Source organism: Acutalibacter intestini (assembly GCF_034334985.1).
Classification (GTDB): domain Bacteria; phylum Bacillota; class Clostridia; order Oscillospirales; family Acutalibacteraceae; genus Acutalibacter; species Acutalibacter intestini.
The window spans coordinates 1-15,523 of the sequence record NZ_JAWXXL010000025.1 but is presented as its reverse complement, the minus strand read 5'-3'; the positions used below and the strand labels follow the sequence as shown (position 1 = coordinate 15,523).

The following is a 15,523-nucleotide window of genomic DNA, read 5'->3' as shown; positions in this document are numbered from 1 at the left end:
AAAGAGGTCGCCCTATTTTTATGCCCATTTTTAGAAGAAGAGGAGGTGTCCGATGTGAAATGCTTAATGAAATACCAGTGGGTAAAGCTGCCCCGTAACCGTCTGCCGGAAGGCAAAGGGCTTATGGGATACTGGGCGAAGCTTGCATCCCGTGCAGCGTTCCGCAAAGGACAAGCCTTCTATTGTGGCTACAGTAATACTATAAGCCCCGGTATGTGGTCTGGTGGCGTTGTAGGGCTGAAGAGCATACTGGGTGTGAAAAGCCGTTCTAAAGCGCTGAAGACGCTTCAGGCGCTGTCAGAACTGGGATATATAGAATATACACTGGACACAAAAACGAAAAAGTTGACCTATCAGGTCACAGACTGGGTTGTGAAATGCTCAGGAGAGGCCTGTGTGGATGGAGCTGTTTATGCTACGGAAGGATATGGCTTTCTCTGCCTTCCCCGCAGCATAACAGAGCGGCTTGCCGCTAAGCAATATAAATTCGAGGAATCAGACGCATGGCTTGACCTCTGGTGCCACACGGTATTTGAGGAGACAAACAATGCGTTTTCGTTTTTGGCGCCGGCTGTCCAGTATGGAAAATACGGCGCTGTTTTGACTTTGGAAGCCTTGGGACAGCGGTGGGGCTGGGAAAAGACGAAGGTATGGAGGTTTTTTCAGAAGCATGGGGATGTCTTTGCTCTGTACCGTCTGCCCGGATCCTATGGCTGCTTCATTCTTAATAGACTGTACCCAACCGGTACAGAGGTTTCAATGCCTACACAGGAGGATGTTGTAAGTATTCTTGATGAAATACGCATTTTGGGTGCGAATACGCAGAAAAGAGGTTCAGACCATGAGCAAATCAACCGCCTCATTACATGGTATAGCAGACGATTGACCGGTTCTGATGCGGATGAGTCCAATGGAAATGAGCCTGAAAACCGCGTTGCACTTTTTGCCTCTATAATACGCGCGTATCTTTCTCCGTGTAGGAGTTGTAAGAATTGTAGATATGACTGCCAGGGTAAGAGTATATATGATTTTCTTTTCACTTCTCATACCGGATATGACCAATGAGGAGGAGCAGATGCTGGATGAGGCGCTGATTAAGACCTATGCGGATTTCGGTATCACGCATGATAACGATTCCTTGTACGAGGATATCAAAGCGGCGCCGCCCAAGATGAAGAAAATGCCTATCCTCGGAGACCTGCATAAAAATCTTTTGGAAAATCCGATGACGCAGAGGATTGCCATTATTGTAAGCCGGTTTGTCACCGGTTCGGCACAGTCCTTCAATCAGCAGACCAATGTGGATCTGAGCAATAAGTACATTGTACTTGATTTGTCCGAGCTGAAGGGCAAGCTGCTTCCCGTCGGTATGATGATTGCCTTGGATTATGTCTGGGACAATGTGAAAGCGGACAGAACGAAAAAGAAAGCCATCATGATTGATGAAATCTGGCAGCTGGTGGGTGCATCCTCCAATAAGCAGGCGGCAGAGTTCTGTCTGACAATTTTCAAGACGATACGAGGTTTTGGTGGTGCGGCTATTTCTGCCACACAGGATTTATCGGACTTTTTCAGTCTGGAGGACGGGAAATACGGAAGGGCTATCGTGAATAACTCCAAGAACAAAATCATTTTGAATTTAGAGCCGGACGAAGCCCGTTACGTCCAGGATGTCCTGAAGCTGACAAAGACAGAGGTTCGCTCTATCACAAGATTTGAACGGGGCGAGGCGCTGGTCTATTCCAATAATAACAAGGTGCCGGTCGTGATTAAGGCTTCTAAAGAAGAACAGGAAATGATTACGACAGACCGTGCAGAACTGGAAGCAATTTTGCGGGAACGCCAGAAAGAAAAAACGCATTCCGCATAGGAATACGCATTTTATAATTTATACGCACAAGGAGGTGTTGCGAATGCTGTTACAAGACGAGCAGTATGTTGTGAAATGGCTGTCCCAGTATGGGGCTTTGCCAAAGACACAGATTATCCGGATGCTCCAAAAGCCGGAACAGACAGCCGAAAAGATCCTGCGGAACTTAAAGAAGCAGATGCAGATCGCGGATGTGTCCGGCGGCTACTATATCGGTTTGGATCCCATGTGCCGTCCGGACCGGCGCGTCATACTGGCCGTATGGGTGCTGCTCAAGTTTATCGACTATGTGGATCCGATGGCACATTACCCTGCGGTCTATCCCTCCCAGCTATTCTTCTTAAAAGAAAACATCGGGTATGAGATTGTCGTTCTTTATGAGGGGGAGCAGAGCCAGTTAAGGCTTTTGCAGCCGCAGGAGGATTTGAAATATATCATCATTGTCCCCCATATTGCAATGGCGGAAAAGCTGAAGCTGCCGGAGGCACCGTGTCTGTTTGCGACGGTGGACTTCCGGGGGAAGAGGAACCGAAGATTATCTTTTATTCAGAGGAGGTGGTGGGAAATGGCAGGAGAGAATTCATTCATAAAAGTCCTAGATAAAGCAGAGCTGGCGAAACGCAATCTGGAGGCACAGATGGTTTTTGTCCGCCGCTTTTATCAGGATGCAAATTTTCAGGCGGCATACGATGCAGCACTTCGGCTGAAAGAAATCTCAGAACGGCTGGTGCTTTTGACAAGAAGGCTCCCGGCATATACGGGCTGCCCAATAGCAGAAGCCGCAGTGGAAAATTGCATTGCAGAAAACATCCCGGTTGAAATTGGGTTTACGGCAGAGGGCTGGTTTGCACTGCGCATCCCAGCGCTGCTTCCGAAAAAGTCTTCTGGCTCGGCGGATTATATCCGATCTTTTTTATACCCTGCCATGCGAAGTTTTTTTGAGTCACAGCCGCCGGTTCGGTATCGGGATTGTGTATTAATTTACCGGCATGTTTATAGCAGGGACAGACCTGAACGCCAGAAACGGGACCATGATAATATCGAAGTCAACATGGTATCGGATATCGTAGCACTGTATGTGATGCCCGATGACAGCCCAAAGGTATGCGCTCATTATTACTGCAGTGTATCGGGGATGGATGAACGCACTGAGGTATATGTAGTGCCGAAAAAGGATTTTCCATTGTGGCTGGTAACGGAACGGGCAATGCCGGATGAGGGGGTGAGACTGTATGAAACGCAGAAGATTTAAGCAAAAAAACATATGTAAAAACGGGCAGATTCCTGCCTCTAAAAAATACATATATCCAAAATGGCAGAAAACACCCGGAATTGCTGCAATCTGGGGGCGGCACTATGCGGGAAAATCCGACAAAGAGAGCAGTCATGTTGTCGGAAAATTCTTCAAATCGGGAGTGAGCTAAAATGTTGCATTTCCGTCCGGGCAGTCAGGCCTGGCAGCTCATCACACTGCTTTCTGCTGTGGGTGAGTTCCCGTTTCGTTCGCTCCGGTTGCTTGGAAATGAGCGTGTTCTGAAGGCGTTGGTAACAAAACTATCCCTGCCCCAGACAATCCGAAATCCCCAGACTGAAACGGAAATGACCTGCCGCCTTCTGACAGTTACCGGAAAAGGCGATTCATAAACTGTCCGGCTGTATAAGGCTGCCCTTCCCATACTGGATTGGGTTTACCCGGAAGCGTACCAGTATTATATGGACGCATTCTGGAATCATCGTTTTCCCGGAGACTCAGCCCACAGGGAGAGGAACCATAGGGTATCAGAGGCGGTGATGCTTTGTATGCGGGCAGGAATAGAAATGAGACCCTACCTGCTCCCCCAGCTGCAAAATGGAGGTCGGTTCTCTGTCACACCGGATGGCAGTTCATTCTATTTTGCAAGGGACATCAAAAAGATTGGCCAGGCGGAGATGAACAAGACCATGTTCACCCGGATGGTCGGGGCTATTTTTTCTCACGGCAGCTGTTATGCCGTTTACAATACACGCGCAGCCGCAATGAAATGGAGCGGTATGGGGGAGTTTAAGGCACTTTACAATCTCATCGAAGTCGGGCGCCTGAATGCCGGCACGGACCGGATCGATTCCGCGGTGCTTTTTGGTGAGTCTGGTGAAATTGCCCTGAAGACATTGCTGGAGTCGGATAAGAGCCGGAGGCTTGAGTTCCGGTTCGACTCCATTTATCACCATATTTATTTTATACCCATGGATGCGTGCGGCGTGCGCCAGCTTTTCCTGCCATTGCAATGCTTCTTACTTTTATTCTTTTGAAGTGCGTGTTTCTGATAGGCTATGTACCAACTGAGTCTATGGAGCCGACGCTTGAAAAAGGAAGTTATATTATCGGATTCCGGATATATTCTGAATTGGTTACGGGAGATATTATTGTATTCCGACATGATGGGAAGCTGCTCGTAAAAAGGATTGCAGCGACCGCTGGCGATATGGTAGAGAGAAACGGTATCAGTATGACAGTTCCGGAAGGCTACTATTATGTTCTTGGTGATAATGCAGATAACTCCTATGATTCGCGGTATTGGCTGAATCCCTTTGTAAGTAAAGATGATGTGGTGGCTAAGTTAGTTTTTTGAGCAAAACTTATTTAGGTAAAAAGGCATAGGGTGAGAAGCCCGGTCAAAAATAGTATGGTATGATGGGATTATCAAATATAGGAGGCGCCGCAATGCACGCATGGGAAGCAATCGAACAATCCTTAGATTTTATTGAGGAACACTTGGCAGAAGAAATCTCGACGGAAGAGCTGGCAACTACCGCCTGCCTGCCTCCGTTCTATTTCCAGCGCCTGTTTAAGCGCTTGGTCAGTAAACCGGTACAGGAATATGTGAAGCTCCGCCGTCTGGCAAAGGTAATCGGAAATCTAAAGGATACGGACCGAAGGATTCTTGATATAGCCATGGACTATGGTTTTTCCAGTCATGCCAATTTCACACGGGTTTTCAAAGGAACATATGGAATGACTCCAGACGAGTACAGAAAGGATTTACCGATGCTGAATACATTTGACCGCCCGCAAGTCTCAATGAATTATGTATTGGTGGATGAAGGTGTTCCGCTGGTAGTGGGAGATATCGTCTTGGAAATTCAAAGAAAGAAGCTGGAACAGCCGGACACATATCTCGGCTTTGAAACAGAGGTTAAAATCTCTGAACAAACACCAGTGGGTGAAAGTACCGGCGTAGATGTACCGGGACAGCTTTGGAGGCGCTACCACAAGGAGAAGGAACTGCTGGGGGCAAGTCTTAGCAGTGGGGTAGAAATGGGAATGTCCTACATGGGAAATTCCGCACAGGGGTGTTTCACTTATTTTGCAGGCGGACTTGTTCAAAAAATCCTGGATCAGTTACCGGAGGGATTTGTGTATAAGGAACTCCTGACAGGAGAATATATTGTTTGCACGATTGAAGCGGAGAACTTTGAAGACCTGGTAACAGTGGCGCTCAATCAGGCCAATAAGTATCTTTTTGGTACATGGCTGCCCAGACACGGCTTAACAACTGAGCCATTCTCGGCAGAAAAGTATCATCGTGCCGCAGAAGATATGGCATGTATGGAAATATGGGTGAAACCCTTGCAAATGGAAACTTGAATGCGAGAAGACGAACAGATGGGGTTGAGCGCACTATACAATTACAGATATATGGGATCCAAAGGATGAGGGCACTTATAAACAATATAAGAATGTTCGCTGGAAACGGTATAGCTTTTGGGCTATGCCGTTTATCCGTTTTGATGTGCTTGCAATTGCATTTTACACCTCTTACTTAAAAGATTACTTTCAGTATTTCAGTACTGAAAGTGGATTGGTTGACTTTTAGGTACTTTTTTGTTATAATGAAAGCGTGTACTTGCATGGAGGTGATAATTTGGATGAAACAAGTCAAAAAATTATAGATGCTGCAATGATGCTGGTAAGAGATAATGGATACGTTGCTACGACAACGAAAGCGATTGCAAAAGCTGCAGGTGTAAATGAATGTACCCTGTTTCGGAAATTTAAGAATAAGAAAGATATTGTGCTGCAAGGTGTAAGCCAAACGGGATGGAGGGCAAATATTACACCAGAAATTTTTGAAAATGTGCAGTGGGATTTGCAGGCAGACATAGAAATGTTTATGAAAGCATATATGGACAGGATGACGCCAGATTTTGTAAATTTATCTATCGGTCTGAGAGCGCCTCAATTATATGAGGAAACGTCTGCCCTCATTATGAAAGTTCCACAGGCTTTTCTATCATCGTTTACGCAGTATCTTAATAAAATGTTTGATTTGGGAAAAATACCAAAAGCAGATTTTGATGCTCTGGCTCTGACAGTCTTTTCATCAACATTTGGCTATGCGTTTTTAAATGCGTCTTTTGGAAATGAATTATCTAAAGTAGAAAAAGATGAATACATAAAAAGCAGTGTGCAAATGTTCATAAAGGGATTGGAACAGTAAAAATCGGTACTGCCCTTATGGTAGTACCGAAAAAAATAGACTATATGCAAGCAAGCACACGCATACAAAAAGGAGGAATGTTATTTATGGAGATAACAGGAGCTGAATTATTTGTGAAAGCATTAAAAGAGGAATCTGTTACAACTTTATTTGCTTATCCAGGAGGACAGGCAATAGACCTATTTAATGCGTTATATGGAGAAAAGGATATAGATGTAATTTTGCCACGCCATGAGCAGGGTTTAGTCCATGCGGCAGACGGATATGCCCGTTCCACAGGAAAAGTGGGTGTCTGTCTTGTAACCAGCGGACCCGGTGCTACGAATCTCGTTACGGGTATTGCCACTGCAAATTATGACAGTGTTCCGCTTGTATGCTTTACGGGGCAAGTGCCAACCAGCCTGATTGGGAATGATGCTTTTCAAGAAGTGGATATCGTAGGCATTACAAGAAGCATCAGCAAATATGCGGTAACTGTACGAAAGAGAGAGGATTTGGCAGAAACAATCAGAAAGGCTTTTTATATTGCAAAGACAGGAAAGCCAGGCGTAGTTGTTGTTGATTTGCCGAAGGACATCCAGAGGGCGTATGGCAGCGATTTTTACCCGAAAGAAATAACTATTCGAGGTTATAAGCCGAACACCTCCGTACATATGGGGCAGTTAAATAAAGCGTTGGATATTTTGCGCCATGCGAAAAAGCCCGTCTTTCTGATAGGAGGCGGAGTGAATATCGCACATGCAAACAAAGAGATGACACGGCTTGCGGAGCTCACAGGTATTCCTGTCATCACCACCATTATGGGAAAAGGAGCAATTCCCACAACGCATAGCTTATATGTGGGTAATATAGGGATTCATGGAAGCTATGCGGCAAACAGGGCAATCAGTAACTGCGATGTCCTATTTTCTATAGGGACACGTTTTAACGACCGTATCACGGGAAAGATAGAGAAATTTGCGACAGCCGCCAAAATAATCCACATTGACATTGACGCAGCCTCCATTTCACGGAATATTGTGGTGGATGTCCCTATCGTGGCTGATGCGAAGAAAGCAATCTGCTCCCTGCTTGAAAAAGCAGAGCCGCTTTCTGTTTCGGAATGGGTAAATGAAATCAATGATTGGAAAAAGGAATATCCCATCGACATGGGGAGATCTGGACTGACTCCGCAAATGGTAATAAAAGCCGTCAATGAAATCTTTACGGATGCAGTTGTCACTACAGATGTTGGACAGAATCAGTTGTGGACAACACAGTTTCTTGCGCTTGATGAAAATAGACAAATGCTGACCTCTGGAGGATTGGGAACTATGGGTTACGGCTTCCCTGCGGCAATCGGGGCTAAGCTTGGCAATCCACATAAAGATGTAATTGTTATCTCTGGAGACGGCGGTATGCAGATGAATATACAGGAAATGGCTACTGCTGTCGTTTACGAGCTTCCTATTATCATCTGTATATTGAATAACGGATATTTAGGGAATGTGCGGCAATGGCAGGAAATGTTCTATGACAGACGGTATTCAAGTACTTGTATGCGTTACCGAAAGAGCTGCGAGATCGGCTGCAATACGCCAAACCATTGCTGCCCAGAATATACGCCCGATTTTATCAGACTGGCGGAGAGCTATGGGGCAAAAGGCATCCGTGTCACCAAGCCGGCAGATATAAAAGATGCTTTGATAAGTGCAAAGCAGAATACAAAAGCTCCTACAGTTATTGAATTTATTATAGACAGAGAAATCAATGTTATGCCGATTGTTCCCCCAGGGAACTCCCTTAACGATATGATTCTGGAAAGTGAGGAACACGAAGAATGAAAAAAAGATGGATATGTTTATTTGTGGAAAATGAAATAGGCGTACTTGCCCGCATTTCAGGCTTATTTTCTGCCAAGTCTTATAATTTAGACAGTTTAACAGTTGGAGTTACAGAGGACAGTACCATATCGAGGATGACGATCAGCTTAACGAGTGACGATAAGACTTTTGAGCAGATTAAGAAGCAGCTAAGCAGGAGTGTCGAGGTAATCAAATTAGTGGACTATACGGACACCCCCATTCACATGAAAGAAATCCTGTTTGTAAGGGTAAATGGCTGCTCTGATGGGGATATAACAGAGATGTTTCGAATTTCAAAAGTATTTGGGGTTACAATTATTGACTATGACGGCACTGCCGTTCTTTTGGAATGTACCCAAACAGAAAACAGAAATGATGATTTGATTGCTTTGCTGCAAAGGAAATTTACGAATAGAATTGAGATTGTAAGGGGCGGCAGTGTTGCAGTTGAAGCTGTTAGTATCTCGGAAAGATAGTAGATATATAATCAGCTTTTGTCATGCGTACTGGATTTTTCTTCGTGTAGGCTATCATTAGATGAGGATGAAAAGTGGAGAATCCATCCACGCCTTTTGCTATAATAAATCTTACATGATCTGAAGCGTGCCTGATTTCTCCGGTATTGCCTCACAATTCAAAACAATATTGCTGCAACTGGGCGCGACGGCAGAAAGGTATGGTAATAGCAATGAAAAAAATCAAGGTTATGGTTTTGAATTTTATGCTGGCTGTAATTTTTAGTAGCTGCAATAACTCTACACCTGATAATGATATGTTAAAGGAAGAAACGTCACAAACAATTGGTATAGACTTCAGGTATGGTGGAGAAAAAATATCCGAAGATGAGATGAGGGCTATCCAGAATGAATGTGAAAAAATGTTCCCACTTTATAAGGACATATATGAACAAGCAGAAAAGTATCCTTCTTCAGATTGGTCGGATGAAACTGTTATCAGCCAGGATGCAATAGATACGATTGAATCTGTTTTGATGAAAGCCGGATATCCGGTTATTAACAGCGATGAAGTTTATCCGGAATACCTTGAAAACTCAGACGGTATTTTAGAATTTTGGGATGCTGTTAGAGAAGGAAAGGATGCGAAAACCGTATTTTGGGAAGTTTCATCCTTAGGAGAATTATATTACAACTCGTTACGGTATGAAGATGGTGAAGCAATCAGCATTTTTGCATCTACATCTTGGAACAAACAAGGTAATCTTGAGTTAAACAATGGTTTAAAAAGGGAAATAATAAATTGGAATATGAATTATAATGGAGATTTTTATTACCAGGATGTTCCTACAACCACAGGTTGGGAAGCGGCAAAATTATTAAGGTTGAAACCCGTAGACAAAGAAAGATATGATTTGAATGCGAGGTATATTATGCCGGTGGGGTATCACAATGTAAATCTGTTTCTCTGTGATTGGGATACTTCGGATTATGGGGACTTGTGCTTTAACGACCTGTTTGAATGGCTATATAAATTGAAACACAATGATTATGTCTATGCAAGGGACTATGCGCAAGAGGATGAGCCCTATTACCATTGCTGTATTCCCTCAGATGTATTTGAAAATACAATACTTCCCTATTTTGATATTCCTCTGTCTGAGTTTAGGGAAAAAGCATTATATGATTCTACAAAGGACATATACCCTTGGCAGGAGCTTAACTGTTCCAACATTGCATATTACCCGACAGTGATACCGGAAATTACAGAGGCAATAAAGAACAAAGACGGGTCGATAACATTAAAAGTGAATGTTATGTGTCTGGATAATAAAACGGATTGCCTTTTTACGCATGAAGTTACGGTAATGCCATCTGACAATGGAGGCTTCAAGTATCTTGGAAATAAGATAACCTATAAAAGTCAGATAGAGCTTCCCTCGTGCGAACCGCGTATACCGACGCAGAGAACAGTGAAAGAGCAAGAGAGCGAATGATAATTAAACAGAACGGAGAGTCCATGCTAAGTCAGGTTCCCCACTCTGGTATCATATTATGTTGCTATATTTTGTTATAAAAATCGGTGTTGAAAGGAGGATAATATGGGAAATTATAGAGAATTGCAAAAATATCTTGAAAATACCGGAAAAACAGAGATTAAGTTATCCTTTGATAATCTAAAAAATATTTTGAATGTTGAAGTTAATTCTGCTGTTGTTCTCCGTTTACAAAAGGAATTTCAATGCAGCTATATGGTTTGCGATATTTCCGAACAAGAGAAATGGGTTGGTTTTTGCAAAATCGAAACGCAAAACAATGACGATGATGATGCAACCGTTACAACATTAGCTTCAATGTTATGGTGGTAAGGAGGTTGTGAGATGGTAAAAACCGAATGGGCGTTGTGCCCTATTGTAAGCAAGAATACAAAAATGGTTGTCGAATATGGGAAGCAAAGAAGAAATAATGAGGGTGGAGATCTGCATCTCTGCCCTCATTGCTTTTAGATATATGAGTTTGACCATAAAGCATCTGCTTTTTTATGATGCTGACCTATGTAGACGCTATCATTCAGCACCCATGAAATATGGAAAGAGCAGAAAGCTTATTGGACATAATATGAGAGGAAAGAAGATGTAGATAAAATGTTGAGAAGCATCTGTTATACTAATCCAAATGGAGGTGTGAAAAATGAGTGCAAAATACTGATAGCTGATGATGAAGCGGATATTGTGTCAATGCTTGGAAGTTTCTTTAGGAGCAAAGGCTATGTCGTTTTAACAGCAGCCAATGGAACAGAGACGCTAAAACAAGTGGAGCATAACCCGGATATTATTTTGCTTGATATATGCATGCCAGGGCTGGATGGATTAGAGGTCTGAAGGCATATTCGGGATTATATATCGTGTCCTATTCTTTTTCTGACCGCCCGGATTGAAGATACAGATAAGGTAAAAGGATTTGCTGCCGGCGGTGATGATTATATCGTTAAGCCCTTTTCACTTGTGGAGCTTGAAGCAAGGGTAAAAGCACATTTACGGAGAGAAACACGGCATAATTTCGAGGCGAAGATTAAGTTTTCCAGTGACTTGGTTATCGACTATGCAGAACGTTGTCTGTTCTTTCAGGGGAAACGCATAGGATTTGCAAAAAGAGAATTTGACATCGTAGAGTTTTTATCCCAGAATCCGGGGCAGATTTTCGATAAGGAACGGATTTATGAAAGTATTTGGGGCTATGACAGCGAAGGTGACAGCAGCGTTGTAACAGAGCATATTCGCAGGATCCGGACAAAAATAGCTGCATATACAGACAACGTGTATATCGAAACAGTTTGGGGGTGCGGGTATAAATGGATAAAATGAAGCGTGCCAGGCAAGACTTATCTCTACCAAAGAGTCTTGTGCTTTATATTGTGATTTTTGTTATGCTTGCACTGGCTCTTTCGGTAATGACAAATTCTATATGCGAAAGAGCAGCCAAAGCCATTCGGACGTCTTACCTAGCGTCCGGTGAAAAATATTATCTGACAAATGAGCAGGGCGAACGCTTGGGAGACGGCGTATATATTGGAAAAGAATTTGTTCCGTTGTCTCCAAGTGACGAACGCACTATAAATCTTTTGAAACAGATTCCCTTGATTGCCGCACCTGTGTATTCTGCGTTGTGTATTATAGCGGCGGCATTGCTGTTTTACAGAAAAAAGCTGAGAAAGCCGCTTGCTGAGTTACGGACAGCATCAGAAAAGATATCCAATAACGATTTAGACTTTTCGATTGGATATGACAGCAAAGATGAATTGGGGAGACTGGTTGGCTCTTTTGAAACCATGCGGGCTATGCTTGCAAATAATTTTTCTGAAATGTGGCGTCAGGTAGAAGAACGCAAGCGGCTCAATGCCGCTTTTGCACATGACCTGCGTACCCCTCTCACAGTGCTGAAAGGATATAACGAAATGCTGCAGGCAAGTGAACATGTCCAGACAAAAGAAATTGCTGCCACCATGGGAAAGCACCTTGCGCGTATGGAAGCCTACGAAAATAGTATGAGTAACCTTCGGCGGCTGGAGGATACGCGGCCGGAATATAAATCGGTTCCTTTACAGCAGTTCTTATCGTCTCTGCAGGAAAGTGCCAAGATTTTATGCACACAAAACGGGAAAAAGCTACTTATGCAAAAGGAAACGGTTGACTGTGATATTCTTATGGATAAAATATTTGTTTCTCAAGTATGCAATAATCTCATAGCGAATGCTGTGCGGTTTGCCCAGACTTCCATTACACTGTCTTTTTCATTGCAGGATGATGGCTTGTTGCTTTCGGTATCGGATGACGGAAATATGGAAGGACAAAATGTAGTGCGGCGAAGGTCGGCGCTGGTTTGATTGCCGCATTTATCGTTACCCTGGCAGTAGTTGCTGCCAATCTTCTCTTTGCATTCGTGCTATATGGAAAAGAGGGATTGGACTGCAGCATCCTTTTTGCGCCTATGTCATTTGGAGAGGGATATATTCCTTTCAATATGACATGCGGAACACTGCTGAAATATCAGGTTCTGTTGGCCTTTACAGGAACGATGAGCGTTGCAGGCATTACACTGCTAATCTCAGCCGTCAGCAAAAATCAAATGGTGGCGGTAGTTACTTCAGAGGCAGTGTACTTTTTCCCTATGATATGGCCTCTGTCCGAAACCAATCCTTTATTTCGGTATATAGGGCTTTTGCCGATGTATCATGCGCAATTTGTTTCGCTTATGTCGGTAGAGCAAATGAGCAACGGCGTATTCTATGCGGTGTGGGCAATTCCGGCAGCTGTCATTTTTATAGCGATTAGCGTATTTGCCTCCCGAAGAGTGTTTGCCAAACATCAGGTTTCATAAATTGAGCGTACATCAATTAGTTGGTAAAGTCTATGAGAAGGCAACTATCATTTCATATGCACGAAATGTAGAGAAAGCTATGCGCTTATTGGCTATTATGGGTTATGGAATAGTAGAATGCCAATAAGGATGACGCCAAAGTAGCAACCTTTATAGAGCAGATCAGACGGGAATCCTAAATGGATTTCCGCCTTTCGAAATTAGATTCAAAAAATTTTATGTGAGTATGTAACCGACAGGATATAAAATCCCACTTAAAGGGTGAGAGAGGTTATCTCTACACATGGAAGGAAGGAGGTTCCAATGGAGGATCAAGAAATCGTACAGCTATTTTGGGAGTGCAGCGAGGCGGCAATCAAGGAAACTGAAATAAAGTACGGTGCAAGACTCCACCAGCTTGCGATGAAAATATTAAACAGCCGTTTGGATGCGGAAGAAAGTGTGAATGATACATTCCTTGAAACATGGAATACCATTCCGCCGAAAAAGCCCGATTATTTCTTTGCCTATATCGCGAAGATCTGCCGGTATCTTTCGTTCGGGAAACTGGACTGGAAGAATGCGAAAAAAAGAAGTGCCGAGCTGGTTGCGCTGACAGATGAAATGGAACTGTGCATTCCAGATCCTGCTTCTGAGATAGACGAAAACCGTACCGGCGAGGAGATTGGGCAGCTCTTGAACAAATTCCTTTCCAGTCTGACAGAGGAAAAGCGACTGATATTCATGCGGCGCTATTGGTATACCGATTCTATCCGCAGCATCTCGGAAAGGTACGGCATAGGCGAAAGCAAGGTGAAAACGGCTTTGTTCCGTACAAGAAATGAGTTGAAGGAATTTTTAAGGAAGGAGGGCGTAGCCGTATGAATGGGAAAGATCTGATGGTTGGCATGAGCTTTGTTGATGAGAAGTTTATTCAAGAAGCTGAGACAAAACAGATAAGAAAATCCAAGCTGTCCTTCTTTAACAAATATATCAGTATAGCAGCTTGTTTTGTAATACTGATCGGTACGGCAATCGGAATTGCCTCTTTGAAAGAAACTGCACTGCCAGTCACACAGCCCCCTGGATCGATTGAAATGGTGCCGGAGGAGTCTGACGCTTTTCTGCTGGATATGGATCTGATACACAATAACACCATCGACGGCATTGGCGGGAACGATGTCGGGTATGACCCAACTGTATATGATGTGCGTAGCTGGAATGCTGCAGAGATATCTGCGTATTACGGAAAAGATCTGCGGCCGGCGTATGTTCCGGCCGGTTTAACGGCCTCATCGTATAATGACCATGCAGAGCCGGTCTATACAAAGGATGGCGCGGTTGTATCCGACCTTGTAACGTTGGGATTCTATACGGGCTTCTATGAGGATGGCTCTCCGGAGCTGTTTGAGGAAACCGGCTATGTAAAAGGGATTTCCATACAAGCAGCCAAAGTAGGAGAGCTTGCGACGTGTTTGTATCTGGAACCAGAAACAAACCGGCAGACAACGGATATCAGCGGAACAGATGTAACATTCGGAGTCCAGCACATATCAGGAAATGTCCCGGAACTCTATACTGCAGAGTTTCGATCGGGCGGAATCCAGTATTTGGTTGTGGGCTGGCAGATTCAGCAGGAAGAGGTATTAAAGGTGGTAGCTTCTATCATCAGAGGCGACGCCAATATATCCATAATCCAATAAATGAAACGGAGGAATCCAACATGAAAAAATTGTTACTTTGTGGTTTGGCCGCAGTCATGATTTTATCTTTTGCCGCCTGTGGAAACAATTCAGGAGATAAAAATGACGCTCAGAGCGGAAAACAGTCTCAGACCGGGATGAAGCAGGGAGCACAAGAGCTTGTTCCGGAGTGGGTGGACGGTGAAACATACACGCCGCCCATCAGCGAGCCTGTTGATGACGGCGAGGATGTACGGAAGAATTCAGCTCCCGGCAGCCCAACAGAAGAACCTGAACAGTAAAAAAACGGTGGGCAATGGTGTTCCTGAATTTGTACCGGAATGGGTAGATGGGCAGGAATATCTGCGGGGTGAATACGAGCCGGTAGACACTGGCATAAGTTTGCCAGTGGAGGGGAACCAGAAAGAAGAACCGAATCAACATATTATCGCGCATAATTAACCGGAAAGATACTGCGCATATTAAATTCATGTTACACCTATTTCTTGGACCAGTGAGGGCGTTTTTATTCTGGTCTTACTTGTTATTTCAAAACGATCCTCTTGACATTGGTGTATGAATTGATTATAATATACCGGTACAACCAATACAATTAAAGTGATGAGAGGAGGAATAGCGTGGAAATAATCATCAGTAGCAATAAAGGTCAGCCAATCTATGAGCAGATTACCTCGCAGATTAAAGCGAAGGTTATGAGCGGCGAGCTGCAAACCGGTGATTCCATTCCCTCCATGCGCGCTTTGGCGAAGTCCATTCATGTAAGTGTTACATCCGTACAGAAAGCATATGAAGACCTGCAGCGGGACGGCTTCATCGA

Annotated in this window: 18 protein-coding genes and 1 pseudogene; all 19 read left to right on the top strand. The window is 43.9% G+C overall.

Going from position 1 to position 15,523, the window contains the following annotated elements; translation table 11 throughout:
- Window positions 1-54: 54 nt before the first annotated feature.
- Entirely contained in the window at window positions 55-1,065 is a 1,011-nt protein-coding gene (locus tag U8U68_RS15465; RefSeq protein WP_322202372.1) for a hypothetical protein, read from the top strand.
- Window positions 1,025-1,870: a TraG/VirB4 family ATPase gene (locus U8U68_RS15460; protein WP_322202370.1), complete on the top strand. Its 846-nt coding sequence runs from the start codon at window positions 1,025-1,027 to the stop codon at window positions 1,868-1,870. Before U8U68_RS15465 ends, U8U68_RS15460 begins: the two co-directional genes overlap by 41 nt.
- Before the next feature lie 43 nt (window positions 1,871-1,913).
- Complete coding sequence (locus U8U68_RS15455) at window positions 1,914-3,122, top strand: DUF6100 family protein (protein WP_322202368.1); 1,209 nt, start codon at window positions 1,914-1,916, stop codon at window positions 3,120-3,122.
- The gene (locus tag U8U68_RS15450; protein ID WP_322202366.1) at window positions 3,103-3,294 is read left to right on the top strand and encodes a hypothetical protein; all 192 of its coding nucleotides are present in this window, start codon (window positions 3,103-3,105) and stop codon (window positions 3,292-3,294) included. The genes U8U68_RS15455 and U8U68_RS15450 overlap by 20 nt, the downstream gene beginning before the upstream one ends.
- 394 nt (window positions 3,295-3,688) lie before the next feature.
- A complete protein-coding gene (locus U8U68_RS15445) occupies window positions 3,689-4,159 on the top strand; it encodes a hypothetical protein (protein ID WP_322202364.1) in 471 nt (156 codons plus the stop codon).
- A complete protein-coding gene (lepB, locus tag U8U68_RS15440) occupies window positions 4,135-4,479 on the top strand; it encodes a signal peptidase I (protein ID WP_322202362.1) in 345 nt (114 codons plus the stop codon). Before U8U68_RS15445 ends, lepB begins: the two co-directional genes overlap by 25 nt.
- A gap of 92 nt (window positions 4,480-4,571) precedes the next feature.
- Window positions 4,572-5,495 (top strand): AraC family transcriptional regulator, encoded by a 924-nt coding sequence (locus U8U68_RS15435; protein ID WP_322202360.1) that lies wholly within the window; start codon window positions 4,572-4,574, stop codon window positions 5,493-5,495.
- Window positions 5,496-5,772: 277 nt separating this feature from the next.
- Window positions 5,773-6,348, top strand: a complete 576-nt coding sequence (locus tag U8U68_RS15430) for a TetR/AcrR family transcriptional regulator (protein ID WP_322202358.1) — start codon at window positions 5,773-5,775, stop codon at window positions 6,346-6,348.
- Between the two features lie 86 nt (window positions 6,349-6,434).
- Window positions 6,435-8,171: a biosynthetic-type acetolactate synthase large subunit gene (ilvB, locus tag U8U68_RS15425; RefSeq protein WP_322202356.1), complete on the top strand. Its 1,737-nt coding sequence runs from the start codon at window positions 6,435-6,437 to the stop codon at window positions 8,169-8,171.
- Window positions 8,168-8,668, top strand: a complete 501-nt coding sequence (ilvN, locus tag U8U68_RS15420) for an acetolactate synthase small subunit (protein ID WP_322202354.1) — start codon at window positions 8,168-8,170, stop codon at window positions 8,666-8,668. The genes ilvB and ilvN overlap by 4 nt, the downstream gene beginning before the upstream one ends.
- Before the next feature lie 212 nt (window positions 8,669-8,880).
- Window positions 8,881-10,143 carry a DUF6070 family protein gene (locus tag U8U68_RS15415; RefSeq protein WP_322202352.1) on the top strand — a complete coding sequence of 421 codons (1,263 nt, stop codon included), beginning with the start codon at window positions 8,881-8,883 and terminating at the stop codon, window positions 10,141-10,143.
- 105 nt (window positions 10,144-10,248) lie between these two features.
- Window positions 10,249-10,515, top strand: a complete 267-nt coding sequence (locus U8U68_RS15410; RefSeq protein WP_322202350.1) for a hypothetical protein — start codon at window positions 10,249-10,251, stop codon at window positions 10,513-10,515.
- Window positions 10,516-10,791: 276 nt separating this feature from the next.
- Window positions 10,792-11,511, top strand: a pseudogene (locus U8U68_RS15405) (response regulator transcription factor).
- Window positions 11,499-12,530 (top strand): HAMP domain-containing protein, encoded by a 1,032-nt coding sequence (locus U8U68_RS15400; RefSeq protein ID WP_322202348.1) that lies wholly within the window; start codon window positions 11,499-11,501, stop codon window positions 12,528-12,530. The pseudogene U8U68_RS15405 and the gene U8U68_RS15400 overlap by 13 nt, the downstream one beginning before the upstream one ends.
- Entirely contained in the window at window positions 12,527-13,024 is a 498-nt protein-coding gene (locus U8U68_RS15395) for a hypothetical protein (protein ID WP_322202346.1), read from the top strand. The genes U8U68_RS15400 and U8U68_RS15395 overlap by 4 nt, the downstream gene beginning before the upstream one ends.
- Window positions 13,025-13,327: 303 nt before the next feature.
- Window positions 13,328-13,888 carry an RNA polymerase sigma factor gene (locus U8U68_RS15390; protein WP_322202344.1) on the top strand — a complete coding sequence of 187 codons (561 nt, stop codon included), beginning with the start codon at window positions 13,328-13,330 and terminating at the stop codon, window positions 13,886-13,888.
- Complete coding sequence (locus tag U8U68_RS15385; RefSeq protein WP_322202342.1) at window positions 13,885-14,706, top strand: hypothetical protein; 822 nt, start codon at window positions 13,885-13,887, stop codon at window positions 14,704-14,706. Before U8U68_RS15390 ends, U8U68_RS15385 begins: the two co-directional genes overlap by 4 nt.
- Window positions 14,707-14,726: 20 nt before the next feature.
- On the top strand, window positions 14,727-14,987 hold the full coding sequence (locus U8U68_RS15380) for a hypothetical protein (RefSeq protein WP_322202340.1): 261 nt from the start codon (window positions 14,727-14,729) through the stop codon (window positions 14,985-14,987).
- A gap of 336 nt (window positions 14,988-15,323) precedes the next feature.
- A partial coding sequence (locus U8U68_RS15375) for a GntR family transcriptional regulator (protein WP_322202338.1) occupies window positions 15,324-15,523 on the top strand: 200 nt, incomplete at its 3' end.